Origin of the sequence: Coleofasciculus sp. FACHB-712 (genome assembly GCF_014695635.1) — a bacterium.
Taxonomy (GTDB): Bacteria; Cyanobacteriota; Cyanobacteriia; order Cyanobacteriales; family FACHB-T130; genus FACHB-T130.
Genome location: NZ_JACJOQ010000295.1, coordinates 1 through 2,733, shown reverse-complemented (window position 1 = coordinate 2,733; position 2,733 = coordinate 1). Strand labels below are relative to the sequence as shown.

The 2,733-nt window shown below is 49.1% G+C and carries 3 protein-coding genes; 1 reads left to right on the top strand and 2 read right to left on the bottom strand.

The features are described 5' to 3' along the window. The coding region (locus H6F50_RS07840) for a ferritin-like domain-containing protein (RefSeq protein ID WP_190428140.1) at positions 1–741 on the top strand (741 nt) is incomplete at its 5' end. A 184-nt stretch (positions 742–925) separates the two neighbouring features. Here the strand turns inward: H6F50_RS07840 and H6F50_RS07835 are convergent. Further along, on the bottom strand, positions 926–1,795 hold the full coding sequence (locus H6F50_RS07835; protein ID WP_190428138.1) for an aldo/keto reductase: 870 nt from the start codon (positions 1,793–1,795) through the stop codon (positions 926–928). A 110-nt stretch (positions 1,796–1,905) separates the two neighbouring features. After that, positions 1,906–2,688: an ABC transporter permease gene (locus H6F50_RS07830; RefSeq protein WP_190410112.1), complete on the bottom strand. Its 783-nt coding sequence runs from the start codon at positions 2,686–2,688 to the stop codon at positions 1,906–1,908. Between the last annotated feature and the right edge of the window lie 45 nt (positions 2,689–2,733).

Below are 2,733 nucleotides of genomic sequence, written 5' to 3'. Positions count from 1 at the left end.
TACCTGTTGCACTTAGCCGGATCGGGTGCTGGGGCTTACATTGGTGCCAGCCAAATTCGCGATCCTTTAACGCGCCCAAACGTCCTCGCCGGGTTCCAACTGGCAGAATCCGGTTCAGTTCCATTTCTGCAAGCCTTGAGCGATCGCGCCGCTGCTGAAGGCGATACGTGGCTAGCTGAAAAACTTGCCCGCCACGCCTCTGATGAAAAGCGTCACGGTCAAATTTTTGCCCAAGCGCTGAAGCGGCTGAATAAGCAAGTCATTGACTTCAAGAAAGCCGCTGAAGCCAAGCCAGAGGGTAAGCCGGATGAACGCCGCCGCAGTCCCTTTTTTGAAGCTTACTTTGAAGGATACTCCCAAGAAAGCTTGAAACCGCAGAATATTGACTGGGTGGTGTTCATGGCTAGCACGTATATCCTAGAACTGGATGCCAGCAAGGACTTCGTTCGCATGGCTAATGTGTTACCAGAGGATGAACCGAACAGCGCTAGCTTGAAAAAGGGACTCCTCAGTATCGCCCACGACGAAACCGGACACGCCGCTTATCTTTTAGAAGCGCTAAAGCGTCGCCTCCCAGATGCAGCAGTAGAAGAGATGGTGGATGCGTGGCGGACTCGCAAGGTGAATGCTTTGTTGGCAATGGTGACAAATCTGATGCAGAAAAGCGGACAGATGCCTTCACTGGTTCAGGATGGCGTTCCCACAGAAATGTCTGAGGAAGCAGAACTAGCGGTAGCTTAACCTATTTTCTCGTTCGCTGATTTCCTATAGGGCTTTCGCATTTAGGCGAACATTTCTGTCACACACCCTGATTTTGAACCCGAAGGCTTCGCCCTCAATCTAGCCGTGGGGAGGGCGAGGCATTCAGAGCAACTATTGTTACAGCAAGCGTTTTTTCGCTGGAATGCGAAAGCCCCTACAATCATCAGGATGCTGTAGCGCGGTCGATTTGGGCAACTTCTCGATCTGACAGCTTGACATCGACAGCACGCACAGAGTCTTCAATGCTGGAAACTTTACTTGCGCCGGGAATAGGCACAATGGCTGGAGATTTTGCCCGCAGCCATGCTAGGACAATATTGTAGACAGAAACGCTTTTTTCTTGGGCAAGTTGCGCGATCGCATCAATATCTTCCAGTTTGCCCACGCGACGGCTACCACCCAACGGACTCCAAGGTAAAAACGTTAGTTGTTCCTTTTCGCAATACTCCAGCACTCCGTCCTCTTCCGGCTGACGATTCCAAGGATTGTACTGATTTTGTACAGAGACAATCTCAACCACATCACGGGCGCGTTTAATTTGCTCTACTGAAAAGTTAGAGACGCCGACAAACCGGATCGTTCCTTGTTCTACAGCTTCTTTGGCTGGTTTCAGCGACTCTTCAATCGTGTAATCTGTATCGGGTGCGTGGTATTGCCAAATATCTATCGGCTTTCCCCCCAAAGTCTCAAAGCTGATCCGAATTGTCTCTCGTAGATGCTTGGGGTTGCCGTTGCGCGTCCAGCTACCGTTAGGGCGCATCAGTCCGCCCTTAGTGGCAACCAGAACATTACTCTTATCACCTGAATAAGAGGAAAGCGCTTTACTAATTAAGCCTTCGTTGTGGTGCTTATCTGATTCATCTTTGCAGTAGGAATCAGCGGTATCAATCAGCGTCACGCCCAAATCGAGGGCGCGATGGATGACTTTGATGGATTCTGATTCTGGGGGTCTGCTACTTAAAGACATCGGCATTCCACCCAGTGCGATCGCGCTGATTTTGACACCTGTATGTCCGAGTTCTTTCGTTTCCATTGTTTGATTTTGCTTTCGTCTTCTACCCCTTCAATTGATTGAAGATTGCCGGATGGAAATCGTCTGTCTGACGGTTAGTTCTCAACAAGCGATCGCAAATTCTGGTAATTCTAACTCGACGCACTCGTATAAAATCGCAGTGCAAACCGCCAGAAAACCCGCGAAGCGAATAATAGCGCCAACGCCAGAATTCCCGCACTCACTATCCAACCCACCTCGACGCGCCCCAGCATCGCCTCCGCTGGGATAGTCGTTAAAAACGCTACTGGCACTATGAAAGTAAAGAAAAAACGGTAAGCAGCGGGATAAGCAACCATTGGGTATCGCCCAGCTTCTAAAAAGCCTCTGAGTACCTCAGTGACGTTGTAGATTTTCACAAACCAGATGCTAGTCGCCCCCAGCATAAACCACAGGCTGTACAGAATTGCGAAACCGAATAGTAGCGGTATCGTACTTAAGAAATAGTCGCTGATTCTCAAACCCAACCGCGCCCCAGCATAGCCAATCAGCACCCCTCCAAAGACTAAATCTGGCAGTCCCCAAGGAGAAAAGGCGCGGGTAGAAAGCCAAAATTGGCTGCTAATTGGCTTCAGCAGCACAAAGTCTAATGTCCCTTGCTGAACCTGATCGACAATCCGGTTTAAATTAGGCACCAAAAAGCTATTAGAAAAGCCTTGCAGGATCGTAAAAACTCCCAACACAACCAAAGCTTCCTCCCATTTCCACCCTTCAAAGGTGTAACCATTGCGGTAAAACAAGGACAACCCAAACATACTACCGGCTAGGTTTCCCAAACTACTGAGTGCTGCTAGAACAAAATTAACCCGGTATTCAAGTTCGGCAGCGATCGCTGTACTCCAAAATAGCTTTAGTACCCGTAGATATCGTTGCATCTTCTCAAGGTTGCAAGGTGTGCCAATTTGAAAGTAACGCGATTT